This window comes from Kitasatospora aureofaciens (genome assembly GCF_001188955.3).
Taxonomy (GTDB): Bacteria; Actinomycetota; Actinomycetes; order Streptomycetales; family Streptomycetaceae; genus Kitasatospora; species Kitasatospora aureofaciens.
On the sequence record NZ_JPRF03000052.1, the window covers coordinates 14,678 to 37,203 of the forward strand.

Annotated in this window: 27 protein-coding genes; 11 read left to right on the plus strand and 16 right to left on the minus strand. The window is 73.1% G+C overall.

From position 1 onward, the window contains the following. The first annotated feature begins 32 nt into the window (after window positions 1–32). Complete coding sequence (serB, locus tag HS99_RS29675; RefSeq protein ID WP_030285704.1) at window positions 33–1,280, plus strand: phosphoserine phosphatase SerB; 1,248 nt, start codon at window positions 33–35, stop codon at window positions 1,278–1,280. Window positions 1,281–1,358: 78 nt separating this feature from the next. Here the strand turns inward: serB and HS99_RS29680 are convergent, their stop codons facing one another. The 3 genes from HS99_RS29680 to HS99_RS29685 all read right to left on the minus strand — a co-directional run bounded on the left by HS99_RS29680 (window position 1,359) and on the right by HS99_RS29685 (window position 3,479). Then, window positions 1,359–1,886: a SixA phosphatase family protein gene (locus HS99_RS29680; protein ID WP_030285702.1), complete on the minus strand. Its 528-nt coding sequence runs from the start codon at window positions 1,884–1,886 to the stop codon at window positions 1,359–1,361. Between the two features lie 70 nt (window positions 1,887–1,956). Further along, entirely contained in the window at window positions 1,957–2,079 is a 123-nt protein-coding gene (locus tag HS99_RS47940; RefSeq protein WP_094742991.1) for an SGM_5486 family transporter-associated protein, read from the minus strand. 116 nt (window positions 2,080–2,195) lie between these two features. Then, window positions 2,196–3,479 carry a CynX/NimT family MFS transporter gene (locus HS99_RS29685; protein WP_037830044.1) on the minus strand — a complete coding sequence of 428 codons (1,284 nt, stop codon included), beginning with the start codon at window positions 3,477–3,479 and terminating at the stop codon, window positions 2,196–2,198. Window positions 3,480–3,602: 123 nt separating this feature from the next. Between HS99_RS29685 and HS99_RS29690 the strand changes: the two genes are divergently transcribed. Beyond that, on the plus strand, window positions 3,603–4,277 hold the full coding sequence (locus HS99_RS29690; protein WP_030285697.1) for a FadR/GntR family transcriptional regulator: 675 nt from the start codon (window positions 3,603–3,605) through the stop codon (window positions 4,275–4,277). 86 nt (window positions 4,278–4,363) lie between these two features. Here HS99_RS29690 and fabI read toward each other — a convergent pair whose 3' ends face one another. Beyond that, complete coding sequence (gene fabI, locus HS99_RS29695; RefSeq protein WP_030285695.1) at window positions 4,364–5,131, minus strand: enoyl-ACP reductase FabI; 768 nt, start codon at window positions 5,129–5,131, stop codon at window positions 4,364–4,366. 2 nt (window positions 5,132–5,133) lie between these two features. Beyond that, window positions 5,134–5,853: a 3-oxoacyl-[acyl-carrier-protein] reductase gene (gene fabG / locus HS99_RS29700; protein WP_030285693.1), complete on the minus strand. Its 720-nt coding sequence runs from the start codon at window positions 5,851–5,853 to the stop codon at window positions 5,134–5,136. 317 nt (window positions 5,854–6,170) lie between these two features. Between fabG and HS99_RS29705 the strand changes: the two genes are divergently transcribed. From HS99_RS29705 to HS99_RS29730, 6 genes are all read left to right on the plus strand, one after another. Beyond that, the gene (locus HS99_RS29705) at window positions 6,171–7,316 is read left to right on the plus strand and encodes an MBL fold metallo-hydrolase (RefSeq protein WP_046385993.1); all 1,146 of its coding nucleotides are present in this window, start codon (window positions 6,171–6,173) and stop codon (window positions 7,314–7,316) included. A 166-nt stretch (window positions 7,317–7,482) separates the two neighbouring features. Next, window positions 7,483–9,045, plus strand: coding sequence for a TldD/PmbA family protein (locus HS99_RS29710; RefSeq protein ID WP_370863316.1), 1,563 nt, complete (start codon window positions 7,483–7,485; stop codon window positions 9,043–9,045). Then, window positions 9,045–10,442 (plus strand): metallopeptidase TldD-related protein, encoded by a 1,398-nt coding sequence (locus HS99_RS29715; RefSeq protein ID WP_030285686.1) that lies wholly within the window; start codon window positions 9,045–9,047, stop codon window positions 10,440–10,442. The genes HS99_RS29710 and HS99_RS29715 overlap by 1 nt, the downstream gene beginning before the upstream one ends. Before the next feature lie 33 nt (window positions 10,443–10,475). Then, a complete protein-coding gene (locus HS99_RS29720) occupies window positions 10,476–11,024 on the plus strand; it encodes an RNA 2'-phosphotransferase (protein WP_030285684.1) in 549 nt (182 codons plus the stop codon). A gap of 145 nt (window positions 11,025–11,169) precedes the next feature. Then, window positions 11,170–11,553, plus strand: coding sequence for a DUF3099 domain-containing protein (locus tag HS99_RS29725; protein ID WP_030285682.1), 384 nt, complete (start codon window positions 11,170–11,172; stop codon window positions 11,551–11,553). Between the two features lie 279 nt (window positions 11,554–11,832). After that, entirely contained in the window at window positions 11,833–12,051 is a 219-nt protein-coding gene (locus tag HS99_RS29730; RefSeq protein WP_030285680.1) for a hypothetical protein, read from the plus strand. Here HS99_RS29730 and moaA read toward each other — a convergent pair. From moaA to HS99_RS29750, 4 genes are all read right to left on the minus strand, one after another. After that, window positions 12,048–13,037, minus strand: a complete 990-nt coding sequence (gene moaA / locus HS99_RS29735; RefSeq protein ID WP_030285678.1) for a GTP 3',8-cyclase MoaA — start codon at window positions 13,035–13,037, stop codon at window positions 12,048–12,050. The two genes, HS99_RS29730 and moaA, sit on opposite strands and share 4 nt — an antisense overlap. 98 nt (window positions 13,038–13,135) lie before the next feature. Beyond that, a complete protein-coding gene (locus HS99_RS29740; RefSeq protein WP_030554582.1) occupies window positions 13,136–14,743 on the minus strand; it encodes a monocarboxylic acid transporter in 1,608 nt (535 codons plus the stop codon). Further along, a complete protein-coding gene (locus HS99_RS29745; protein WP_030285674.1) occupies window positions 14,740–15,096 on the minus strand; it encodes a DUF485 domain-containing protein in 357 nt (118 codons plus the stop codon). The genes HS99_RS29740 and HS99_RS29745 overlap by 4 nt, the downstream gene beginning before the upstream one ends. A 261-nt stretch (window positions 15,097–15,357) precedes the next feature. After that, window positions 15,358–16,401, minus strand: a complete 1,044-nt coding sequence (locus tag HS99_RS29750) for a zinc-dependent alcohol dehydrogenase family protein (RefSeq protein ID WP_030285672.1) — start codon at window positions 16,399–16,401, stop codon at window positions 15,358–15,360. Window positions 16,402–16,546: 145 nt separating this feature from the next. Between HS99_RS29750 and HS99_RS29755 the strand changes: the two genes are divergently transcribed. Then, entirely contained in the window at window positions 16,547–17,542 is a 996-nt protein-coding gene (locus HS99_RS29755) for a DEDDh family exonuclease (protein ID WP_078938695.1), read from the plus strand. Between the two features lie 31 nt (window positions 17,543–17,573). Next, window positions 17,574–18,377, plus strand: coding sequence for an SURF1 family cytochrome oxidase biogenesis protein (locus tag HS99_RS29760; protein WP_030554591.1), 804 nt, complete (start codon window positions 17,574–17,576; stop codon window positions 18,375–18,377). A gap of 42 nt (window positions 18,378–18,419) precedes the next feature. Here the strand turns inward: HS99_RS29760 and trxA are convergent, their stop codons facing one another. Both trxA and HS99_RS29770 read right to left on the minus strand, forming a co-directional pair. Further along, window positions 18,420–18,752 carry a thioredoxin gene (gene trxA / locus HS99_RS29765; RefSeq protein ID WP_030285666.1) on the minus strand — a complete coding sequence of 111 codons (333 nt, stop codon included), beginning with the start codon at window positions 18,750–18,752 and terminating at the stop codon, window positions 18,420–18,422. Between the two features lie 3 nt (window positions 18,753–18,755). Then, entirely contained in the window at window positions 18,756–19,163 is a 408-nt protein-coding gene (locus HS99_RS29770) for a MerR family transcriptional regulator (protein ID WP_030554594.1), read from the minus strand. A 109-nt stretch (window positions 19,164–19,272) separates the two neighbouring features. Between HS99_RS29770 and HS99_RS29775 the strand changes: the two genes are divergently transcribed. After that, entirely contained in the window at window positions 19,273–20,034 is a 762-nt protein-coding gene (locus HS99_RS29775; RefSeq protein ID WP_030554596.1) for an SDR family oxidoreductase, read from the plus strand. Between the two features lies 1 nt (window position 20,035). Here HS99_RS29775 and HS99_RS29780 read toward each other — a convergent pair whose 3' ends face one another. From HS99_RS29780 to HS99_RS29800, 5 genes are read right to left on the minus strand one after another with little or no spacing between them, the layout of a single operon-like run. After that, the gene (locus HS99_RS29780) at window positions 20,036–20,668 is read right to left on the minus strand and encodes an Asp23/Gls24 family envelope stress response protein (protein ID WP_050366519.1); all 633 of its coding nucleotides are present in this window, start codon (window positions 20,666–20,668) and stop codon (window positions 20,036–20,038) included. Continuing rightward, window positions 20,665–21,291 carry a DUF6286 domain-containing protein gene (locus tag HS99_RS29785; RefSeq protein ID WP_191093567.1) on the minus strand — a complete coding sequence of 209 codons (627 nt, stop codon included), beginning with the start codon at window positions 21,289–21,291 and terminating at the stop codon, window positions 20,665–20,667. The genes HS99_RS29780 and HS99_RS29785 overlap by 4 nt, the downstream gene beginning before the upstream one ends. Continuing rightward, a complete protein-coding gene (locus HS99_RS29790; RefSeq protein ID WP_030554601.1) occupies window positions 21,288–21,641 on the minus strand; it encodes an Asp23/Gls24 family envelope stress response protein in 354 nt (117 codons plus the stop codon). Before HS99_RS29790 ends, HS99_RS29785 begins: the two co-directional genes overlap by 4 nt. Continuing rightward, entirely contained in the window at window positions 21,641–21,832 is a 192-nt protein-coding gene (locus tag HS99_RS29795; RefSeq protein WP_030285647.1) for a hypothetical protein, read from the minus strand. Before HS99_RS29795 ends, HS99_RS29790 begins: the two co-directional genes overlap by 1 nt. A gap of 27 nt (window positions 21,833–21,859) precedes the next feature. After that, window positions 21,860–22,399 (minus strand): Asp23/Gls24 family envelope stress response protein, encoded by a 540-nt coding sequence (locus HS99_RS29800; protein ID WP_223885946.1) that lies wholly within the window; start codon window positions 22,397–22,399, stop codon window positions 21,860–21,862. Between the last annotated feature and the right edge of the window lie 127 nt (window positions 22,400–22,526).

Consider the following 22,526-nt stretch of genomic DNA (forward strand, 5'->3'; position numbering starts at 1 on the left):
CCGGGCGGCCGACGGGTAGCGTGGGAGTCACCATGAACGCATCGCCCTTGGCCGCTGAGCCCCTCCCCGCCGCCCAGCCCCGGACCGCGGACGAGCGCACCCTGCTCGTCAAGGTGTTCGGCAAGGACCGCCCCGGCATCACCGCCGGCCTCTTCGCCACCCTGGCCGGCTTCGGCGTCGACGTGATCGACATCGAGCAGGTCGTCACCCGCGGCCGCATCACGCTGTGCGCCCTGGTCACCCCGCCCCACGCGCCCGGCGCCGAGGGCGGCCTGCGGGCCACCGTGCACCGCTGGGCCGAGGAGCAGAAGCTGCAGGCCGAGATCCTCTCCGGCATCGGCGACAACCGGCCGCGCCGCGAGGGCCGTTCGCACGTCACGGTGCTCGGCAACCCGCTGACCGCCTCCGCCGTGTCCGCGCTGACCTCCCGGATCACCGCGGCGGGCGGCAACATCGACCGCGTCTTCCGGCTCGCGAAGTACCCGGTGACGGCGGTCGAACTGGCCGTCTCCGGGGTGGCCACCGAGGAGCTGCGGGCCGAGCTGGCCCAGGAGGCGGCCGCCCAGCGGGTGGACGTCGCGGTGGTGGCCGCCGGGCTGGAGCGCCGCGCCAAGCGTCTGATCGTGATGGACGTGGACTCCACGCTGATCCAGGACGAGGTGATCGAGCTGTTCGCGGCCCACGCGGGCTGCGAGGAGCAGGTGGCCGAGGTGACGGCGGCGGCGATGCGCGGCGAGCTGGACTTCGCCGAGTCGCTGCGGGCCCGGGTCGCGCTGCTGGCCGGGCTGGACGCCTCGGTCACCGAGAAGGTCCGCGCGGAGGTCCGCTTCACGCCGGGTGCGCGCACCCTGATCCGCACCCTGCAGCGCCTGGGCTTCCAGGTCGCGGTGGTCTCCGGCGGCTTCACCCAGGTCACCGACCACCTGGTGGAACAGCTGGGGCTGGACTTCGCGGCGGCCAACACCCTGGAGGTGGTGGACGGGAAGTTCACCGGCCGGGTGGTCGGCGAGATCGTGGACCGGGCCGGCAAGGCCCGCTGGCTGGCCCGGTTCGCCGAGCAGGCGAAGGTGCCGCTGCAGCAGACGGTGGCGATCGGCGACGGCGCCAACGACCTGGACATGCTGAACGCGGCCGGGCTCGGGGTGGCCTTCAATGCCAAGCCGGTGGTGCGCGAGGCCGCCGACACCGCGGTGAACGTGCCTTTCCTGGACACCGTGCTCTACCTGCTGGGCATCACCCGCGAGGAGGTCGAGGCCGCCGACGGCCTCCCGATCGAGTAGCTCCGGACAGGGGGCCTGTGGACGTACGTGAGGGGCGCGCGGATCCGGTCCGCGAGCCCCTCACCTGTGTGTCGGACGTCAGTCCTGCGGCGTGTGGTAGGAGACCAGCTCGGCCACGCCCGGCTCGACGCCCTTCCAGGAGCCGCTGAAGCTGAGCACCGCGATCGCCGCCGTCGGGAAGCCGCCCAGGCGCAGCCGCTCCAGCGCGTCCCGGTCGCCGGCGTCCCCGGCCAGCACCTGGGTCAGGCCCAGCACCCCGGGGTTGTGGCCGACCAGCACCACGTCCGCGTACTCCTCCGGGGTCTCATGGAGGACGGCGATGATCTCGCCTGGGCTGGCCTCGTAGATCCGGTCCTCGTACACCGTCTTGCGGGTCCGCTTGGGCAGCTCGTGCGCCGCCAGCTTCCAGGTCTCGCGGGTGCGCAGGGCGGTGGAGCAGAGCACGAAGTCGGGGTTGATGCCGGAATCGGCCAGCCAGCGGCCGGCGTCCGGGGCCTGGTGGCGGCCCCGGTCGGCCAACGGCCGCTCATGGTCGTCCACGCCGTTCGGCCAGTCGGCCTTGGCGTGACGGAGAACGATGATCCTGCGGGGCGTGTCGGCGCTCATACCCAACAAGCTTGGCAGAAAAGCGGCCCGGGGGCGCGACGCCCCCGGTCGCCGCCACTCCCCCGGGGGGTCAGCCCATCGAGGCGGCGACGGTGGCGATGACCGCCACCAGCACCACGATGGCGCCGAAGGCGAGGGCGATGCGGCCGAGCTGCTTGCGGCCGTCGGTGGGATTCGGGTCGAGAACGGGCATGCCGGGATTCTCCCACCCCGAACACGCCCGTCGTCCGCTGGCCCCACCGCCTTGGCTTGGCCTTGACCTGGCCGGTCAGGCCTTGACCCGGGAGCCCGTCCGGTGGACCTCGCCGGTCAGGCCCTGACCCGCTCGGCGTGGTGGACGGCCTCGTCCTCGATGTGCCGGGCCCGCGCGGCGCGCAGGCCGAACAGCATCTGCGGCACCAGCAGCAGCGCCAGGAAGCCCAGCGGCCCGTACCACCGGCCGGTGGCCTGGTAGATCCACCCGACCAGGATCGGGCCCGGGATGGAGATCAGGTAGCCGACGCCCTGGGCGAAGACGGACAGCTGCGCCACCCCGCCCGCGGTCCGGGCGCGCAGCCCGATCATGGTCAGCACCAGCGGGAAGGCGCAGTTGGACAGGCCCACCAGCACCGCCCAGACCCACGGCGCCCCGGCCGGGGCGAACGCCAGACCGGCGTACCCGGCGATGCCGAAGGAGGCCAGCACGACCACGAACAGCCGCTGGTCGCCGCGCCGGGCGGCCAGGTTGGGCAGCACGAAGGAGACCGGCACGCCGATCACCATGGTGACCGCGAGCAGCGCCCCGGAGGTGCCCTTGTCGATGCCGGAGTCCTGGAAGATCTTGGACAGGAAGCCCATCACCACGTACGCGCCGGTGGCCTGGAGGCCGAAGTAGCCGGCCATCGCCCAGGCGGTGCGGCTGCGGGTGATCGGCAGCTTGGCGGGGGCGCCGGCACTCCCGGCGCGCTCGCCGCGCTCGCGCTTGGCGATCAGCACCGGCAGCCAGAGCACCAGGGCGAGCGCGCCCAGGCCGGCCCAGACGCCCAGGCCGTAGCGCCAGTCGCCACCGAGGGCGCTGGTCAGCGGCACGCTGACCAGCGCGGCCAGGGCGGTGCCCGCGGACAGCGCCATGGAGTACAGGCCGATCATCGGACCGACCTTCTCCGGGAAGTACCGCTTGATCACCACCGGCAGCAGCACGTTGGAGACCGCCACTCCGGCCAGCGCGAGCGCGGTGAGCAGCAGGAACACCGCGGTGCCGCCGGCGAAGGAGCGGGCCAGCACGCCCGCGGTGATCGCGCCCATGCCGGCCGTGATCACCGCGATCGGGCCGATCCGGCGGGCCGCCGCGGGGGCGAGGAAGCCGAACAGCGCGAAGCACAGCGCCGGCACGGCGGCGAGCAGTCCGGCCAGCGTCGAGCTCATCCCGAGGTCGGCGCGGACGGGGTCGAGCAGCGGCCCGAGGCTGGTGACCACGGGACGGAGGTTGACGGCGGCGGCGGCGATCGCGACGGCGAACAGCACGCCGAGGTACTTGGCGGGGGCGGAGGGCCGCTCGGTCTGCGGCCGGGCACCGGTTCGTGGGGAGGCGGTGGTGTCTGCTGCGGGAGGCATGTGCGCCATCATAGAATGATGGGATGAATTGATGCACCTTGGAATTGGCATGATGTGCCGATCGTTCATCCACCGGCCACCTCCCTCCAGGGGCCACCCACCCCGTAGCCGCAAGGAGTCCCCGTGGCGCTGTCCTCGCCGAGGCGCACCCCGCTGTCCGACCAGGTGATCGCGCAGCTGCGCGCCCAGATCACCTCCGGGGAGTGGCCCGTCGGCTCGCGCATCCCCACCGAGGCCGCCCTGGTCGAGCAGCTGGGAGTGGCCCGCAACACCGTCCGCGAGGCCGTCCGCGCCCTCGCCCACAACGGGCTGCTCGACATCCGCCAGGGCTCCGGCACGTACGTGCTCGCCACCAGCGAGCTCGCCGGGGTGATGCACCGCCGCTTCGCCGACGCCGACCAGGCGCAGGTGGCCGAACTGCGGGCGGCCCTGGAGACCTCCGCGGCCGGCCTGGCCGCGGTCCGCCGCACCGACCGGGACCTCGGCCTGCTGGAGGCCGCGCTGGAGCGGCGCGAGGCCGCCTGGCGCTCCGGCGACGCCGAGGACTTCGTCCAGGCCGACGCCGCCTTCCACCAGGCCGTGGTGGCCGCCGCCCACAACGACGTGCTGCTGGCCGTCTACTCCGACCTCGGCGAGGTCACCCGCGAGCACCTGCGCAACGACGTCGGCCCCGAGCTGATCGCCGAGCGCTACATCGGCCACGACACCATCCGGGACGCCATCCGGGACGGCGACCCCCAGCGCGCCTCGGTCGAGGCCGGCCGGGCCATCGGCGCCTGCGCGACCGCGGAGGCGTGACCCGCGGTGACCCGCCCGCCCGCCGGAGAACGCCGCTGCCCGGCACCCCCTCGGAGGGGGTGCCGGGCAGCGGCGGTGTCAACCGGTCAGGCGCCGATGGCGTGCAGGCCGCCGTCCACGTGGACGATCTCGCCGGTGGTCTTCGGGAACCACTCCGACAGCAGCGCGACGATGGCGCGGCCGGCCGGCTCCGGGTCGCTCAGGTCCCACTTCAGCGGGGAGCGGTGGTTCCAGGTGTCGGCCAGGTCGCCGAAGCCCGGGATGGACTTGGCGGCCATCGAGCCGAGCGGGCCGGCCGAGACCAGGTTGCAGCGGATGTCCCGCTCGCCCAGGTAGCGCGCCAGGTAGCGGTTGGTCGCCTCCAGCGCGGCCTTGGCCGGGCCCATCCAGTCGTACTGCGGCCAGGCGAACTGCGCGTCGAAGGTCAGGCCGACGACCGCGCCGCCGTCCTGCATCAGCGGCAGCAGCGCCATGGTCAGCGACTTCAGCGAGTACGCCGAGACGTGCATCGCGGTGGCCACGGACTCCCACGGGGTGTCCAGGAAGTTGCCGCCCAGTGCGTCCTGCGGGGCGAAGCCGATCGAGTGGACGATGCCGTCCAGGGTCGGCAGGGTCTCGCGGACCTGGTCGGCGATGCCGGCCAGGTGCTCCGGGTTGGAGACGTCCAGCTCCAGCACCTTGACCGGCTTCGGCAGCTTCTTGGCGATCCGCTCGGTCAGGCTCGGGCGCGGGAAGGCGGTGAGGATGATCTCCGCGCCCTGCTCCTGGGCGAGCTTGGCGGCGTGGAACGCGATGGAGGACTCCATCAGCACGCCGGTGATCAGGATCCGCTTGCCCTCGAGGATTCCACTCATGATCAGTGACCCATGCCCAATCCGCCGTCGACGGGAATGACGGCTCCGGTGATGTACGCGGCCTCGTCCGACGAGAGGAACCGCACGGTGGAGGCGACCTCGGCGGGCGCCGCGTAGCGGCCCAGCGGCACGCCCGAGACGATCTCCGCGCGGCGCTCGTCGCTGAGCACGGCGGTCATGTCGGTGTCGACGAAGCCGGGGGCGACCACGTTGACGGTGATGTTGCGCGGGCCGAGCTCGCGCGCCAGCGAGCGGGCGAAGCCGACCAGGCCGGCCTTGGAGGCGGCGTAGTTGGCCTGGCCCGGCGAGCCGGAGAGGCCCACCACGGAGGAGATCAGCACCATGCGGCCCTTCTTGGCCCGCATCATCAGCTTCGACGCGCGCTTGACCACCCGGAAGGTGCCGGTCAGGTTGGTGTCGACGACGGAGGTGAAGTCCTCCTCGGACATCCGCAGCAGCAGGGTGTCGTTGGTGATGCCCGCGTTGGCGACCAGCACCTCGACCGCGCCGTGCTTCTGCTCGATCTCGGTGAAGGCGGCGTCGACCTGCGCGGCGTCCGTGATGTCGCAGCGCACCGCGAGGACGTCGTACTTGGCCAGCGCCTCGGGCACCTCACCCGAGCGGCTGGTGACGGCCACCTTGTCGCCCGCTTCGGCGAAGGCCTGGGCGATCGCGAGGCCGATGCCCCGGTTTCCTCCGGTGACGAGAACCGAGCGGCTCAACGATCCACCTCTCTCCGTGTGTGAGCGTGTACGTCGGAGTGCGTACGCAGTGTGACGCTATCGGGCGGTCGGCGGCGGCGGCGAATCGGGCTCCCACAGCGCCGCACCTGCGGAACTGTCGCAATCCGACAATCCGCACCCGCAGCACCGGGCCCCCCGGGGCCGTCCGCCGCAGGCCGGAGCCCCGCCCGGATCGGGGCGGGCTGTCCGGGAACAACACGGGCGGGCGTGCCCGTTGCCCCCGTGGTGCGAACCGCCCCGGGGCCGGCCGTTACCCTTCCCCGAAGAGTCCCGGCGAGGAAACGAAGGCAGGGCGCATGACCAAGGCACGGCCCGGGAGCACCCCCCGGCGCGGACGACTGCTGGCCCTCACCGCCCTGGCGGCGGGCCTTGGAGCCACCGCCTGGTCGCTGCGCGACCTGCCGGCGGCGTTCGGGCGCCGCCCGGACGGCGAGCGCGAGGAGCGGGTGCGCAACTCCCCCCAGTACCGCGACGGCGTCTTCCACAACGCGCCCTCGGAGTTGGCCCGGGCCGGCAGCACGCCGGACTTCGACCGCGACACCGTCCGCCGGATGCTGTTCCAGCGCGAGGGCCGCGTCCCGGCCCTCCCGGTGCCCACGATGCGCCCCGCCCCCGCGACCGGTCCGGCCGCCGAGGGGGTGGAGATCACCTGGTACGGGCACGCCTCCGCGCTGGTGGAGATCGAGGGCTCGCGCGTCCTGCTCGACCCGGTCTGGAGCGACCGCTGCTCCCCCTCCGCCCACGTCGGCCCCAAGCGGCTGCACCCGGTGCCGGTCGAGCTGGAGGAACTGCCGCCGGTCGACGCGGTGCTGATCTCGCACGACCACTACGACCACCTCGACATGGCCACCGTCAAGCGCCTGGTGCGCAGCCAGTCCGCGCCCTTCGCGGTGCCGCTGGGCATCGGCGGCCACCTGCGCCGCTGGGGCGTCCCCGAGCACCGGATCATCGAGCTGGACTGGGACGAGACCTGCACCCTGGGCGAGCTGGTGCTCACCCTCACCTCCGCGCACCACTTCTCCGGCCGCGGCCTGACCCGCAACACCACCCTGTGGGGCTCCTGGGTGATCGCCGGCCCGAGCCGCAAGGTCTTCTACACCGGCGACTCCGGCTACTTCGAGGGCTACGCCCGGATCGGCGAGCAGCACGGCCCCTTCGACGCCGCCCTGGTGCAGATCGGCGCCTACGACGCGGCCTGGGCGGACATCCACATGACCCCCGAGGACGCCGTCCTCGCCCACCGGGATCTCGGCGCCGGGCTGCTGGTGCCGGTCCACTGGTGCACCTTCAACCTGGGCCTGCACCCGTGGGCCGAGCCGATCGAACGGCTGGTCAAGGAGGCCAAGACCCAGGCCGTCCCGCTGGCCGTCCCGCGCCCCGGCGAGCGGGTCGACGTGGACAACCCGCCGGAGCTGGACGGCTGGTGGGAGGCCGTCTCCTGAAAGGGAGTCCGACGGTTCCCACCGGGCGCGCGACGCCGGGGCCCTGGCCGAAACCGCAACGCACCGGGCCGAATACGCTGGCCGGAAACCCGGTGGACGGGAAATGATGCGGTGCGGACGCCCCTGCGGCGCCCGCACCGCCACCCTCCGCGACCTGGGAGCCCGATTGCCTCCGATCCCTCCGGCCGACACCGCCGGCGCCCCGCGCGAGCGCGCCGTCGACCCGCTGTTCCTCGCCCTCCCACTGCGCTCCCTCGCCGACGCCGCCCTCACCCGGGCCCGTCAACTGGGCGCCGGCCATGCCGACTTCCGCCTGGAGCGGGTCCGCAGCGCCTCCTGGCGGCTGCGCGACGCCCGCCCGGCCGGCACCTCCGACAGCGTGCAGCTGGGCTTCGCCGTCCGGGTGCTGCTGGACGGCGCCTGGGGCTTCGCCGCCGGGGTGGACCTCACCCCCGAGGCCGCGGCGGAGGTCGCCGCCCAGGCCGTCGCGGTGGCCCGGCTCTCCGGCGGGATCAGCCGCGCGGCCGGCTCCACCGAGCGGGTCGAGCTGGCCGACGAGCCGGTCCACCGCGACGTCACCTGGGTCTCCTCGTACGAGGTCAACCCCTTCGAGGTGCCGGACGCCGAGAAGACCGCCCTGCTCGCCGAGCGCAGCTCCCGGCTGCTGGCCGCCCCGGGCGTCTCGCACGTCCAGGCCGCGCTGCTGACGGTGCAGGAGAACAAGTTCTACGCCGACACCGCGGGCACCATGACGACCCAACAGCGGGTCCGGCTCTACTCCGACCTGGAGGCCACCTCGGTCGACGAGCGCACCGGCGCCTTCGACTCGATGCGCACCCTGGCCCCGCCGGTCGGCCGCGGGTACGAGTACCTGACCGGGAGCGAGTGGGACTGGGACGCGGAGCTCGCCGAACTGCCCGTCCTGCTGGCCGAGAAGATGAAGGCCCCGAGCGTCCGGGCCGGCCGGTACGACCTGGTCATCGACCCGTCCAACCTCTGGCTGACCATCCACGAGTCGATCGGCCACGCCACCGAGCTGGACCGCGCGCTCGGCTACGAGGCCGCCTACGCCGGCACCTCCTTCGCCACCTTCGACCAGCTCGGCAGCCTCCGCTACGGCTCCGACCTGATGCACGTCACCGGCGACCGCACCGCCGAGCACGGCCTGTCCACCATCGGCTACGACGACGAGGGCGTCGCCACCCAGTCCTGGGACCTGATCCGGGACGGCGTCCTGGTCGGCTACCAACTCGATCGCGCAATGGCGAAGTTGAAGGGCTTCGGGCGCTCCAACGGCTGCGCCTTCGCGGACTCCCCCGCGCACGTCCCGGTCCAGCGGATGGCCAATGTCTCGCTCCGGCCCGCCGCCGACGGTCCCGACACCGAGGGCCTGTTCGCCGGGGTGGAGAACGGCCTGTACATCGTCGGCGACCGCTCCTGGTCGATCGACATGCAGCGCTACAACTTCCAGTTCACCGGCCAGCGCGCCTACGCCATCAAGAACGGCGAACTCGCCGGTCAGGTCAAGGACTTCGCCTACCAGGCCACCACCACCGACTTCTGGGGTTCGATGGCGGCGGTCGGCGGCCCGCAGACCTACGTCCTCGGCGGTGCCTTCAACTGCGGCAAGGCGCAGCCCGGCCAGGTCGCGGCGGTCAGCCACGGCTGCCCGTCGGCGCTGTTCCGCAACGTCAACGTGCTCAACACCCAGCAGGAGGCGGGTCACTGATGACCGCGATGCAGCCCCACGAACTCGTCGAGCTGGCACTCGGCCTCTCCCGCACCGACGGCTGCGTGGTGATCGCCGACGAGGAGTCCACCGCCAACCTGCGCTGGGCCGGCAACGCCCTGACCACCAACGGCGTCACCCGCGGCCGCCGCCTCACCGTGATCGCCACCGTCGCCGGCGCCGAGGGCACCGCCTCCGGCGTGGTCTCGCGCGAGGCCGTCACCGCCGAGGACGTCGAGGGCCTGGTGCGGGCCGCCGAGGAGGCCGCCCGCGCGGCCGGCCCCGCCGAGGACGCCCAGCCGCTGGTCGCCGACCGGCCGCAGTCCCCGGACTTCACCGCGCCGCCCGCGGAGACCTCGATCGAGGTGTTCGACGCCTTCGGCCCCGCCCTCGGCGAGGCCTTCGCCCGCGCCGCCGCCCGGGGCGAACTGCTATACGGCTTCGCCCGCCACGAGGTCACCACCAGCTACCTCGGCAGCTCCACCGGCCTGCGGCTGCGCCACGACCAGCCCACCGGCATGGTCGAGATCAACGGCAAGACGGCCGACCTCACCGGCTCGGCCTGGGTCGGCGCCGCCACCCGGGACTTCACCGACATCGACGTCCCGGCCCTGCACGCCGAGCTCACCAAGCGCCTCGGCTGGGGCGCCCGCAAGGTCGATCTGCCGGCCGGACGGTACGAGACGCTGCTGCCGCCCTCGGCCGTCGCCGACCTGATGATCTACCTCCACTGGTCCTCCGGCGGCCGGGACGCCCACGAGGGCCGGACGGTCTTCTCCAAGCCCGGCGGCGGCACCCGGCTCGGCGACAAGCTCGCCGGCCTGCCGCTGACCCTGCGCGCCGACCCGGACGAACCCGGCCTGGAGGCCGCCCCGTTCGTGCTGGCGCACAGCTCCGGCGGCGACGTCTCGGTCTTCGACAACGGCGCGCCGATCACGGCCACCGACTGGATCCGCGACGGCGTGCTGACCGATCTGATCACCAGCCGCCACGCGGCCGGCCTCACCGGCCTGCCGCTGCGCCCGGCGGTCGACAACCTGGTGCTGGAGACGGCCGACCAGGAGTCCGCGCCGACCCTGGACGAGATGATCGCCCGCACCGAGCGCGGCCTGCTGCTCACCTGCCTCTGGTACATCCGCGAGGTGGACCCGGCGACGCTGCTGCTCACCGGCCTCACCCGGGACGGCGTCTACCTGGTGGAGAACGGCGAAGTGGTCGGCGCGGTGAACAACTTCCGGTTCAACGAGTCCCCGGTCGACCTGCTCGGCCGGATCACCGAGGCGGGCCGCACCGAGCGCTGCCTGCCGCGCGAGTGGAGCGACTACTTCACCCGCACCGCGATGCCACCCGTGCGTGTCGCGGACTTCAACATGAGTTCGGTCAGCCAGGCCTCATAGTCGCTGGCCAACGGGGGGATAACGAAGAACATGATGGACGAGAAGCGGCTGGTCAGATCGAGCAAGATGCTGTCGCGCATCCTGCGCCACGAGCCGGAGCTGGTGGGCATCACGCTGGACGGCTCCGGCTGGGTCCGGGTCGAGGTCCTGCTCGACGCCCTCGCGGCGAAGGGCCGGCCGCTCACCAGGGCCGAGCTCGACCACGTCGTGGCCACCAACAACAAGCGCCGCTTCGGCTTCTCGCCGGACGGCCTCTCCATCCGCGCCAACCAGGGCCACACGGTGGCGGTCGACCTCGGTCTGACCGCCACCGTGCCGCCCCACGTGCTCTACCACGGCACGGCCGACCGCCACCTGGCGTCGATCTTCCGCGAGGGCCTGCGCCCGATGACACGGCAGGACGTGCACCTCTCGGCGGACACCGAGACCGCGACCCGGGTCGGTGCCCGGCACGGCCGCCCGGTGGTGCTGACCGTGAACGCGGCCGCGATGGCGGCGGCCGGCCACGAGTTCCGGCTCAGCGAGAACGGCGTCTGGCTCACCGACGCCGTACCCCCGCAGTACCTCTCCCGCCGCTCCTGACAACCGGTGGAGCCGTACGGCCCTCCTATCACGCCCGACCGGGTGGGCCCCGCCCACCCGGTCTCGTCGTCCCCGGTGCCCGGGCGTACCGTGAGATGGCCGCGCGACACGGCGCGCGGGTGCGTGGACGAGGGCGGTAGGACACATGGGCAAGAGCGCCGAAGGCGGGCGGGTCTACCGGATCACCGGGGCGCGCAGCAGCCTCACCGAGGACGTCCGGGGTCGCCAGCGCCGCTACGTCATCTCGATGCTGATCCGCACCCTCTGCGTGCTGCTCGCGGTGGCACTGTGGGACGTCCAGCGCTGGCTCGCCTTCACGGCGCTGGCGGGCGGCGTGCTGCTGCCGTACTTCGCGGTACTGGTCGCCAACGCGGGCCGGGAGCAGCCGCCGTCGCTGCCGAGCACCTTCGACTTCCCCTCCGAGACCCCGCTGATGCTCGGCCCGGGTGGTACGGGTGGGGCTGGTGCGGCCGCTGGTACAGAACAGGCAAAGGCCGCCGGCACCGGAACGTCACCGGGCACGGACTGACCGCCCGGTTCACGGCGGTTGAGCCCGAATCGACTGGACGAAAGCTCAAAAGAACCTCAGATTAATCATGCAAGACCTCCCCATCCGAGGGTCTCGGCGTGACATACTGCGTACGCGCTCCGCATCCCCCGTCGGAGCGACGGACCGACGCCGGGCGGCTCCCCCCGTGGCTGCCCGGCGTCGCCATGCCCGGATCCCGGCGGGCCCGGAGGGCGCGGCGCGGCGGCGTGACAGACTGGCGGTGACGACGCACCCGCCGAGCACCGAGGACGGCCCCCGATGGACACCCCGCAGACCCCGATCTGCTCCGCCAAGGGCTGCCGGGCGGACGCCCGTTGGGTGCTGGTGTGGAACAACCCGAAGCTGCACACCCCGGACCGCCGCAAGACCTGGCTAGCCTGCGAGGAGCACCGCGAGCACCTGTCCCAGTTCCTGGGCGTGCGCGGCTTCCTGAAGGAGGTCGTCGCCTTCGCCGACTGGACCTCCGAAGAGGGCTAGCCGCCGATCGCCGACATCGGCCGCTCGGGCTGGTGGAACTCCGGGTCGTCGATCCCGGCCCCGGCCTTCTTGCCCCACATCGCCGCCCGCCACAGCGCGGCCAGCTCCGCGTCGTCCGCGCCCGAGCGCAGCGCGGTGCGCAGGTCGGTCTCCCCGGTCGCGAAGAGGCAGTTGCGCACCTGACCGTCGGCGGTCAGCCGGGTCCGGTCGCAGGCCCGGCAGAACGGGCGGGTGACGGAGGCGATCACGCCGACCCGGCCCGGGCCGCCGTCCACCACCCAGCGCTCGGCGGGCGCCGCGCCCCGGCGCGCGGAGGACTCCGGGGTGAGCTCGAAGCGGGCCCGCAGCAGTTCGAGGATCTCGCCGGCGGTGACCATCGACGAGCGGTCCCAGCCGTGCTGGGCGTCCAGCGGCATCTGCTCGATGAAGCGCAGCTCGTACCCCCGCTCCAGGCACCAGGCCAGCAGGTCGGCCGCCTCGTGGTCGTTGACCCCGCGCATCAGCACCGCGTTCAGCTTGACCGGCGCCAGCCCGGCCGCCTCGGCGGCGGCCAGCCCGTCCAGCACGTCCTGGTGGCGCCTACGGCGGGTGAGGGTGAGGAACACCTCGGGGTCGAGGGTGTCCAGGGAGACGTTGACCCGGTCGAGCCCGGCCTCGCGCAGCGCGGTGGCCGTCCGGGCCAGCCCGATGCCGTTGGTGGTCAGCGACAGCTCGGGGCGCGGTTCCAGCTCCGAGCAGGCGGCCACGATCGCGGCCAGTCCGGGGCGCAGCAGCGGCTCGCCGCCGGTGAAGCGGACCTCGCGCACGCCGAGGTCGCGCACGGCCAGGGTGACCAGCCGGACGATCTCCTCGTCGGTCAGCAGGTCGGGCTTGGCCAGCCACTGCAGGCCCTCCTCCGGCATGCAGTACGTGCAGCGGAGGTTGCACCGGTCGGTCAGGGAGACGCGCAGGTCGACGGCCTGTCGTCCGAAGGTGTCGAGCAGCACGTCGCTTCCCTTCCCGAAGAGCGGCCGATTCCCCTGGAAAGCGGCCGGCCCGGCCACCGTCGCGGCGGGGCCGGGCCAGCATAGTCATGCCGTGACGATCAGTGGGCGCCCAGCCCGGTGAGCGAGCGGACCTCGAGTTCAGCGTACTTCGCCGGGTCGGGACGTTCCCTGGACAGGAGGGTGCCCAGCCACCCGGCCAGGAATCCGATCGGGATGGAGACCAGGCCGGGGTTCTCCAGCGGGAACCAGTGGAAGTCGGAGTGCGGGAAGAGCGAGGTCGCCTTGCCCGAGACCACCGGGGAGAAGACCACCAGCAGCACCGAGCCGACCAACCCGGCGTAGACCGAGCTGACCGCGCCGGTGGTGGTGAAGCGCTTCCAGAACAGCGAGTAGAGCAGTGTCGGCAGGTTCGCCGAGGCCGCCACCGCGAAGGCCAGTGCGACCAGGGCGGCGGTGTTGAGCTTGTCCGCGTAGAGGCTGAGCACGATCGAGACCGCGCCGATCCCGACGGCCGCCCACTTGGCCGATCGCACCTCCTCCCGCTCGCTCGCCTTCCCGCGCCGGATCACGTTGGCATACAGGTCGTGCGCGAAGGAAGCCGAGGAGGCCAGGGTGAGCCCGGCGACCACGGCCAGGATGGTGGCGAAGGCGACCGCCGAGATCACCGCGAGCAGGATCGCCCCGCCGGTGCTGCCGCTGCCGCCGCCGAGCGCCTCGGCCAGCTGAGGGGCGGCCGTGTTGCCGGCCGCGTTGGCCGCCTTGATCTGCTTGGAACCGACCAGAGCCGCCGCGCCGAAGCCGAGCGCCAGGGTCATCAGGTAGAAGACGCCGATGATGCCGATCGCCCAGAGCACCGACTTCCGGGCCGCCTTGGCCGTGGGCACCGTGTAGAAGCGGACCAGGATGTGCGGCAGGCCCGCGGTGCCGAGGACCAGTGCGATGCCGAGGCTGATGAAGTCGAGCTTGGCGGTGCCGGTGCCGTACTTCTGCCCGGGTTGGAGGAAGGCCTCGCCCTTGCCGCTGGCGCTCGCCGCCGCGCCGAGCAGCTCGGAGGGGTTGAAGTGGTACTTGGCCAGCACCAGGACGGTCATCAGCGCGGCACCGGCGATCAGCAGCACCGCCTTGACGATCTGCACCCAGGTGGTGCCCTTCATGCCTCCTATCACCACGTAGATGATCATCAGCGCGCCGACCGCGACGACTGTCCAGCGCTTGGCGGCGTTCCCCTCGACCCCGAGCAGCAGGGCCACCAGCGTCCCGGCGCCGACCATCTGGGCCAGCAGGTAGAAGATCGACACCACGATGGTGGACACGCCGGCGGCGGTGCGCACCGGGCGCTGTCGCATCCGGAAGGCCAGCACGTCCGCCATGGTGAACCGGCCGGAGTTGCGCAGCGGCTCGGCGATCAGCAGCAGCGCGACCAGCCAGGCGACCAGGAAGCCGATCGAGTACAGGAAGCCGTCGTACCCGGCCAGTGCGATGGTGCCGGCGATGCCGAGGAAGGAGGCGGCGGACATGTAGTCGCCGGAGATGGCCAGGCCGTTCTGGAAGCCGGTGAACCCGCGGCCGCCCGCATAGAAGTCGGCGGCGCTGCGGTTCCGCCGCCCGGCCCACAGGGTGATGGCCAGGGTCGTCAGCACGAAGAGTCCGAACAGGGCCATCGTCAGGCCGCGGTGCTCGGTGGCGGAGCTGGCGAGCAAGGTCATTCGGCGGCCTCCCGGGGGGCGTGGACGACGGCACCGTGGGCCTCGCGGATCGCGGCGGCGGGCGGGTCGATCCGCCGGTCCGCGTAGCGGGCGTACCAGCCGGCGATGACGAAGGTGGTGGCGAACTGCAGCAGCCCGAGCACCAGGGCCACGTTGACGTGCCCGAGGACCTTGGTGCCCATCAGACCGGGGGCGTAGCAGGAGAGCAGGACGTAGAGCAGGTACCAGAGCACGAAGCCGATGGTGACCGGGAAGGCGAAGCTCCGGAACGAGCGCCGCAGGGTACGGAACTCCTCGCTGTCGTCGATGAGTTGGACGTCCGTGGCGGCAGTGGTGATCGGCGGCGAATCCACTCTGTCTCCTCACTCCTTCGGCAGTGGCGGCCACACGAGGGAAAGAATCGAACGTGAGGGGCGTCACATTCCTCGTGTGCGCCGCGCAATGCTAGGAGCGTCGCGCCCGCCCCGGAAGGGGTTGGCCGCGATCGGCCGGTCGTTCACCCCCTCGCATCATCCAATTGGCTGAAAAACATCTCTCCCGTCACTCATGGATCCGGCCCCGGCGACCGAAAAGGGGCGGCACCGTCCAACGGCGCCGCCCCTGTTGACGTAGCGTCAGAACGCGATCCGGACCTTCAGCGCGGAGCGGTCGTCCATCGCCCGGTAGCCGTCCGGCACGCCGTCCAGGCCAACCGTCCGGTCGAACACCAGGCCGGGCTCGATCGCTCCCGAGAGCACGTCCGGAAGGAGCTCGGGAATGTACGCACGGGCCGGCGCGACGCCACCGTTGAGCGAAACGTTTCGGCCGAACATCTGACCGATGTCGACGCCCGCACTGCCGCCATGCGGCACACCCACGTAGCCGACCGCGCCGCCGTCCCGGGTGATCGAGATCGCCGTCCGCATCGACTCCTCGGTGCCCACCGCCTCCAGCACCGCGTGCGCGCCCAGCCCGCCGGTCAGCTCCTTCACCGCCTCGATCGCGGCCTCGCCGCGCTCGGCCACCACGTCCGTCGCCCCGAAGCGGCGGGCCAGCTCGGTCCGGGCAGGGTGCCGGCCCAGCGCGATGATCCGGCCCGCGCCCAGCCGGTTGGCCGCCAGCACGCCGCACAGGCCCACCGCGCCGTCGCCGACCACCGCGACCGTCGCGCCCGGGCGCACCCGCGCCGACACGGCGGCGTGGTGCCCGGTGGACATCACGTCGGACAGCGCCAGCAGCCCCGGCAGCAGTTTCTCGTCACCCGCCGCCTCCTTGGGCAGCTTCACCAGCGTCCCGTCCGCGAACGGCACCCGGACCGCCTCGCCCTGGCCGCCGTCCGAGCCGACCTGCCCCCAGAACCCGCCGTGCGGGCAGGACGTCTGCAGCCCTTCGAGACAGAACTCACAGACGCCGTCCGACCAGACGAAGGGGGCGACCACCAGGTCGCCCTTCGTGAAGCCGCGGACCTCGGCGCCGACCTCCTCGACCACGCCCAGGAACTCGTGCCCGATCCGCTGTCCGGCCACCCGCTCCGCCACCCCGCGGTAGGCCCACAGGTCGCTGCCGCAGATGCAGGCGTTCACCACCCGCAGCACCACGTCCGTCGGGTGCTGGATCACCGGGTCCGGTACCTCTTCGATCCGGATGTCGTTCGGTCCGTGGATCACCGTGGCGCGCATGCGTTCTTCCTCACACAAATCCGACCGGGCGGCCGGAAACGATCTCGACCAGATGTACGACACCCCCGCCGACCACTCTATTCCGGCCGTCCGACCGGAACATTTCGACCGGACCCCGGCAGCCCGCCCCTTATCCTGTTGGACCATGCAACCGATCCAGCCCGAGACGTACGGCGCGCCGCGGACCGCCCCGGTCCCCGCCCAGCGCTCCGCCGCCCCCGCCGAGGGCTTCGCGGTCGTCGACGTCGAGACCACCGGTCTCGGCCGCTCCGACCGCGTCATCTCGGCGGGCGTCTACCAGCTGGACCACGACGGCGAGGTCACCGACCACTGGTACACCCTGGTCAACCCCGAGCGGGACCCGGGCCCGGTCTGGATCCACGGCCTCACCGCCGAGTTGCTCTCCGGCGCGCCCACCTTCCCCGAGATCGCCGACGAGTTCGCCGCACGCCTGGAGAACCGCGTGCTGGTCGCGCACAACGCGCTCTTCGACTGGAACATGATCTCCCGCGAGTTCTCCCGGGCCGGCCGCCGCGCCCCGGTCGAACAGCGGGTGTGCACCATGGTGCTCTCCCGCGACCTGCGCCTCCCGCTGCCCAACGGCAAGCTCGCCTCGCTCGCCGCCCACTTCGGCGTCCAGCAGCGCCACGCCCACAACGCCCTGGACGACGCCCGGGTGCTCGCCGAGGCGTTCCGCCCCAGCCTCCAGTTGGCCCGCCTGGCCGGCGTCCCGCTGCCGCTGCAGACCTGCGTCGCGGTCACCGACCTCGGCGAGGAGGAGCCCGCCACCCCCGGCCGCAGCAACTGGACCGGCTCCCAGTACCGCCAGGCCAAGAAGCGCCCGCCCTGCCCGTACCCAAACCCGGGTCGCTGGGAGGACGGCAAGCCGCTGGTCCAGGGCATGCGGGTGGCCTTCACCGGCGACACCGCCACCGACCGCGAGGTGCTGGAGGACCGCGCCGTGGAGGCCGGCCTGCACATCGCCACCTCGGTCAGCCGGCTCACCAGCCTGCTGGTCACCAACGAGCCGGCCAGCTGGAGCGGCAAGGCCCGCAAGGCCCGCGACGTCGGCACCCCCGTCGTCACCGAGGACGCCTTCCTCCAGCTGCTGCGCGAGGTCGCCCCGCACCCCGGTGCGTGAGCCGGTTGTGAGGTCGGCGTACCGTTCCCATGTGTACCGATTTCTGCTGACCCGCCAGTGGCTGATCACCATGCTGATCGGGCTGCTGCTGATCCCCGCGACGATCAAGCTGGGCTTCTGGCAGCTGCACCGCCACGAGGCGCGGGTGGCCCGGAACGAGCTGATCGGCAAGGCCCTGACGGCATCACCGGTGCCCTTCGACAGCCTGTCCGCGGCCCCCGGCGCCGCGGTGCCCTCCGCCCTCACCTGGCGCGCCGTGACGGCCACCGGGCAGTACGACCCGGCACACGAGTTCGTGGTCCGCAAGCGGACCGACTCCAACGGCACCCTCGGCTACTTCGTCGTCACCCCGCTGAAGCTCTCCGACGGCAAGGGCACCGTCCTGGTCAACCGCGGCTGGGTCCCCTCCGGCGACGGCGCCACCGAGTACCCGCCCGTCCCGGCCGCCCCGGCCGGCGAGGTCACCCTCACCGGCAGGCTGCGCGCCGACGAGACCACCGGCAGCAGCGGCGGCTGGGTCAAGGACCGGGCCGGCCTCCCCGCCCGCCAGTTCAACCTGATCAACACCGAACAGCAGTCGAAGGAGACCGGCACCACCCTCCTCGGCGGCTACCTGGAGCTGACCGCCACCAACCCGGCCCCGGCCGACCAGCCCGAGCTGATCCCCGCGCCCGACCACTCGGACATCGGCCCTCACATGGCCTACGCCATCCAGTGGTGGCTGTTCACCGCGATGATCCCGGTCGGCGTCTGGGTCCTCATCCGCCGCGAGGCCAAGGACCGCGCCAAGCAGGCCGCCGAGCCCGAGGTCGAGCTCGACGCCCTGCCCGCCTGAGGGCCCGGCGGCGCTGGAGGACGTCCTGGTACTGCAGCAGGACTAGAGGACGTCCTCCAGCTCCCGCAGCAGCCGCGCCTTCGCCCGGGCACCCACCACCGACCGCACCGGCCGGCCGTCCCGGAACACCATCAGCGTCGGCATCGACAGCACCCCGTACGCCGCCTGGGTCCGGGGGTTGTGGTCCACGTCGACGCTCACCACCCGCAGGCGGTGGGCCTCCTCCCGCGCGACGTCCGCCAGCACCGGCGCCATCATCCGGCACGGCGGGCACCAGTCCGCCGTGAAGTCGACCAGCACCGGCCCCTCGGCCGCCAGCACCTCCGCGGCGAAGGTCTCGTCCGTCACCGCCGGCACACCCGCGATCCGTACCATCGTCTACTCCTCCGTCAGTTCACACTGGGGCGGCTGCTCGGCGACCGCGAGGTCGTCCCGCGCCCGGACGGCCCGGGCGAACTGCCCGGCCACCTGCTCGCGCACCTCCTGGAGCCGCCCGATGCACTCGTCCAGCTCGGCGAGCTTGCGCCGGTAGACCTCCAGCGAGGCCGGGCAGGAATCCCCGTCCGGGTGCCCGGCCCGCAGGCACTCCACGAACGGCCGGGTCTCCTTCAGCCCGAAGCCGAAGTCCTGGAGCATCCGGATCTCCCGCAGCAGCCGGAGGTCCCCCTCGTCGTACGCCCGGTACCCGTTGCCCGCCCGCCGGGCCGGCAACAGTCCCAACTGCTCGTAGTACCGCAACGCCCGCGTGGTCGTCCCCGCCCGCTCCGCCAACTCCCCGATCCGCACGCCGAACCACTCCTCCCGAACAGCCGGTACCGACCGTAAACCTTCCCCCCGACGTCAACGCCAGTGCGAATCCGCGGGCGGCCCGGATCCTGTCCGGCAAGATGTCCCCATGGATCTCGGACTGAAGAACAAGGCCTACGTCGTCACCGGCGCCACCCGGGGCCTCGGCCTCGCCACCGCCCGCGAACTCGTCGCCGAAGGCGCCCATGTGCTCGTCAGCGGCCGCACCCAGGATGCCGTCGACGCCGCCGTCACCGAGCTCGCCGCCCTCGGCACCGCCCACGGCCTGGTCGCCGACAACGCCGGCCCGGACACCGCCGACCGCCTGATCGCCGAGGCGAACGAGCGCTTCGGCCGCTTCGACGGCATCCTGATCAGCGTCGGCGGCCCCCAGGCCGGCCCGGTCGAGACCACCCCCGAGTCCGCCTGGCGCGACGCCTTCGAGTCCGTCTTCCTCGGCGCGCTGCGCCTCGCCCGCACCGCGGCCGCCGCCCTGCCCTCCGGCGGCGTGATCGGCTTCGTGCTCTCCAGCTCGGTCCGCCAGCCGATCCCCGGCCTCGGCATCTCCAACGGCCTGCGCCCCGGCCTCGCCATGGCCGCCAAGTCCCTCGCCGACGAGCTCGGCCCGCGCGGCATCCGGGTTCTCGGCCTGCTCCCGGGACGGATCGACACCGACCGGGTCCGCGAACTCGACGCGCTCGCCCCCGACCCGGCGGCCGCCCGCGCCGAGGCCGGCGCGACCATCCCGCTCCGCCGCTACGGCACCCCCCAGGAGTTCGGCAGGGTCGCCGCGTTCCTGCTCTCCCCCGCCGCCTCCTACCTGACCGGCGTGATGGTCCCCGTCGACGGTGGTGCTCTCCGCTCCCTCTGAGCTACTCCAGCTGACGGTGCCTCCGCCGACCCCGCCGCCGCTCGGCGGGGGCCTCCCGCACCCGGATCCGCAGGTCGGCCGGCAGTTCCGCCAGCCCCAGGCTGCGGACGGCGTCCACCCGCGGGCCGTCCTCGAAGTGCTCCACCAGCCCCACCGGATCCCCGCCCGGTGTCAGCCGTACGGCCCCGCGCAGCCGGGGGTGTCCGGGAGCCCGCACCAAACGCACCCTGGCCCGCTCGACCTCCGGCAGCACCGACGTGCCGTGCTCCAGCGCCTCCTCCAGCGCCCGGGCGCTCACCTTCAGCCGCAGTCCGCCCGCCCCCGGAGTCGGCACGTCGATCCGGTGCAGACCGGTCCGCCGTAGCTGCGCGACCAGCCACCACGCCATCCCCGCCACCAGCACCGCCAGCGCGCCGATCACCGTCGGCCACCACCAGGAGGACTCCACCCAACGCCTCCGGGAGCGCGCGCTGAGCACCGGCTGGTCCGGCGAGGTCAGCGGCCACCAGCCCGGCGGATGGACACCCAGCCGCCGGTACAGGTCCAGTCCGCCCGCCAGCACCAGCACCCCGAACCCCAGCAGCACCGACCCCACCAGCCCCAGCAGCACCCGGTTGACGACCGTCCGCCTCACCCCGCCGCCTCCCCCGCCCGGTCGTCCGGCTGATCGGGTGCGCCGTCGGCCACCCCTCCGGCCGCCCCGCGCCAGGACCGCACGTCCAGCCGCAGCGGCCGCGCCAGGCCGACCCGTCCCAGTTCCTCCCGCAGCTGCCGCTGCACCACCGCCGGATCCACCGGCCCGCTCACCGACACCCGCACCCGCCGCCGCCCGACCCTGATCCGCAGGTGGTCGATGCCCCTCAGCCCTGCGGCCCGGTCCGCCAGCAGGTGCCCGATCCCGGCCCGCTCGATCGCCGCGTCCGTCCCCCCGTACGGCCGCAGCACCAGCCACCGCCGAAGCCCGGGAGTGATCGCCAGCCACAGCAGCCAGCCGCCCAGAAGGACCGAGACCCCGGCCCCGAGCAGCACCCACACGTCGTCCAGGTGACGCGTGGCCAGCTCGTCCGCGACCTGCGCCCGCCACCGCCGGGCCGGCTGCCCGGCCCGCACCGCGACCACGTCGTACAGCAGCGCCCCCGCCACCACCAGCACCACCGTGGCGACCATCGCCGCCGTAGCCGCCCGCCCCGCCCACAGCCGGGGCGCCTTCCGCACCGAGCCGGCCCCGGGGTCGGTCCGCTCCCCGTCCCGGCTCACCACGCTCCCCCGGCGACCAACTTCTCGACCTCCACGACCACTTCGGACACCCTGGTCCCGGTCAGCCCGACCACCCGCGTCGCCACCCGCTCCCGTACGGCCCGGGCGAGGCCCGCGAGGTCCGCGGGGAAGGGCGCGTCGACGGCCACCCGGACGGTCACCGTGCTGCCCGGCCGGGCCACCGTCACCCGGGGCGGCGCCCCCCTCACCGACCGCCCGGCCCACGCCTCGGCGAGCACCTCCCGGGCCGCCTTCCCCGCGATCCGTGCGTACACCCGGTCGGCGACCCGGAGCCGCCCCCGGCGGGCCGTGCCGGGGGCGGGGGCGGGGGCGGGAACCGAGGTCCCCATCAGCGCCGCCGGTCGCGGCCGCGGAGCAGGTCGCCGAGGTCACCCAGGTCGATGTCGCTCTCCAGCAGCCGCCCGGCCACGAAGCCGACCAGTCCGAGCGCCGCCACCAGCAGGAACGCCGCGAACCCGCCGAAGTACCCGGCGAAGCCGAGGGCCATGCCCACCACCAGGCCGACGATGGCCAGGTTCATCCGCTACTCCCTCGTCCTCGCCGGGCTTTACTTGAGCCTGGGCCGCTGCCCGGGTGCCGTTACCTGCTCCTCTTCCTCCTCGAACTCCGGTTCGTCCGGGAGGTGGACGTCGTTGACGGCGATGTTGACCTCGACGACCTCGAGGCCGGTCATCCGTTCGACCGCGTCGATGATGTTCTCCCGCACCTGGCGGGCGAGTTCGGGGATCACCACGCCGTACTCCACCACCAGGGCGATGTCGATCGCGGTCTGCTTCTCGCCGATCTCGGCCTTGATCCCGCGCCCGACGCTGGACTTGCCGCCGGGCACCCGGTCCCGCATCGCGCCGAAGGTGCGGGCCAGGCCGGAGCCCAGCGCGTGGATGCCGGAGACCTCGCGGGCGGCCATCCCGGCGACCTTCTCCACCACGCCGACGGCCAGAGCCGTACGGCCGCGCTCACCGGCCGACCGTCCGCCGTCGCCGCCCGGGCTCGTGCCCGGTGCGGGTCGGGCACCGGCGAGCGGTCCGGGCGCCGTCGCACCGCCGGTGGTCTTGTGCATGGTCGCTGGCGTCGGAGTTTCAGGCATGGGGCATCTCCCTCGTAGCGGCTCCAGCTATATCGCAAACCTCTCCAACTCTGGCATTTCGCCACGACCCCCGCCCGCCGAGCGTGCCCTCGGGAACGTCCGGAAACGCCGGGAGGCCCGGCACCGG

Bases quoted from the DNA above. Each gene is read 5' to 3' on its own strand.
- serB (WP_030285704.1), top strand. From the start codon at position 33: ATGAACGCATCGCCCTTGGCCGCTGAGCCCCTCCCCGCCGCCCAGCCC.
- HS99_RS29680 (WP_030285702.1), bottom strand. From the start codon at position 1,886: ATGAGCGCCGACACGCCCCGCAGGATCATCGTTCTCCGTCACGCCAAG.
- HS99_RS47940 (WP_094742991.1), bottom strand. From the start codon at position 2,079: ATGCCCGTTCTCGACCCGAATCCCACCGACGGCCGCAAGCAGCTCGGC.
- HS99_RS29685 (WP_037830044.1), bottom strand. From the start codon at position 3,479: ATGCCTCCCGCAGCAGACACCACCGCCTCCCCACGAACCGGTGCCCGG.
- fabI (WP_030285695.1), bottom strand. From the start codon at position 5,131: ATGAGTGGAATCCTCGAGGGCAAGCGGATCCTGATCACCGGCGTGCTG.
- HS99_RS29705 (WP_046385993.1), top strand. From the start codon at position 6,171: ATGACCAAGGCACGGCCCGGGAGCACCCCCCGGCGCGGACGACTGCTG.
- HS99_RS29715 (WP_030285686.1), top strand. From the start codon at position 9,045: ATGACCGCGATGCAGCCCCACGAACTCGTCGAGCTGGCACTCGGCCTC.
- HS99_RS29720 (WP_030285684.1), top strand. From the start codon at position 10,476: ATGGACGAGAAGCGGCTGGTCAGATCGAGCAAGATGCTGTCGCGCATC.
- HS99_RS29725 (WP_030285682.1), top strand. From the start codon at position 11,170: ATGGGCAAGAGCGCCGAAGGCGGGCGGGTCTACCGGATCACCGGGGCG.
- HS99_RS29730 (WP_030285680.1), top strand. From the start codon at position 11,833: ATGGACACCCCGCAGACCCCGATCTGCTCCGCCAAGGGCTGCCGGGCG.
- HS99_RS29740 (WP_030554582.1), bottom strand. From the start codon at position 14,743: ATGACCTTGCTCGCCAGCTCCGCCACCGAGCACCGCGGCCTGACGATG.
- HS99_RS29750 (WP_030285672.1), bottom strand. From the start codon at position 16,401: ATGCGCGCCACGGTGATCCACGGACCGAACGACATCCGGATCGAAGAG.
- HS99_RS29755 (WP_078938695.1), top strand. From the start codon at position 16,547: ATGCAACCGATCCAGCCCGAGACGTACGGCGCGCCGCGGACCGCCCCG.
- trxA (WP_030285666.1), bottom strand. From the start codon at position 18,752: ATGGTACGGATCGCGGGTGTGCCGGCGGTGACGGACGAGACCTTCGCC.
- HS99_RS29775 (WP_030554596.1), top strand. From the start codon at position 19,273: ATGGATCTCGGACTGAAGAACAAGGCCTACGTCGTCACCGGCGCCACC.
- HS99_RS29790 (WP_030554601.1), bottom strand. From the start codon at position 21,641: ATGGGGACCTCGGTTCCCGCCCCCGCCCCCGCCCCCGGCACGGCCCGC.
- HS99_RS29795 (WP_030285647.1), bottom strand. From the start codon at position 21,832: ATGAACCTGGCCATCGTCGGCCTGGTGGTGGGCATGGCCCTCGGCTTC.
- HS99_RS29800 (WP_223885946.1), bottom strand. From the start codon at position 22,399: ATGCCTGAAACTCCGACGCCAGCGACCATGCACAAGACCACCGGCGGT.